At 62.8% G+C, this 422-nt stretch carries 1 protein-coding gene; it reads right to left on the bottom strand.

Annotation, left to right across the window (positions count from 1 at the left end):
• The coding region (locus NJE57_RS20080; protein WP_413464450.1) for a recombinase family protein at positions 1-410 on the bottom strand (410 nt) is incomplete at its 3' end.
• Positions 411-422 lie beyond the last annotated feature (12 nt).

The following is a 422-nucleotide window of genomic DNA, read 5'->3' as shown; positions in this document are numbered from 1 at the left end:
GCCCAATTTCGCGAGCTCGTTGGCGACCTGACGTAGCGAGCACTGATGCCCCTTTGGCGATCGGCGGCGGAGGCGCTTTGCCGTAGCCACCAGCTCCGGATTGAGCTCCGCCCAGCTCTTTCGGCCCTCGACATTTCCGATCGCCTCACGCTTGCGCTGACGCGCGGCCGAAGCTTTGCTACCGTGGTCGCCTTCTCAAACTGAGCGATGGCACCGAGCACTTGGCGAACTAATACGGCCGTTGGCGTATCCTCGATGAAGAAGTCGGGCGAGCTTGTCGGGATCAGCGTGACACCGAGGCTGCGCAGATGATCATGTCCGGCTAGCTGGACTGCTAGGTCGCGCGCAAAGCGGTCGGGGCTCTCGACTAGGATCGTCCTGACGCCATTGCCGGCGATGCGGTTCAGCATTGCCGCAAAGCC

Origin of the sequence: Dietzia sp. PP-33, from assembly GCF_033790845.1 — a bacterium.
Taxonomy (GTDB): Bacteria; Actinomycetota; Actinomycetes; order Mycobacteriales; family Mycobacteriaceae; genus Dietzia.
Note: the sequence above shows the minus strand (reverse complement) of the source record. Positions and strands in the feature narration are given on the sequence as shown.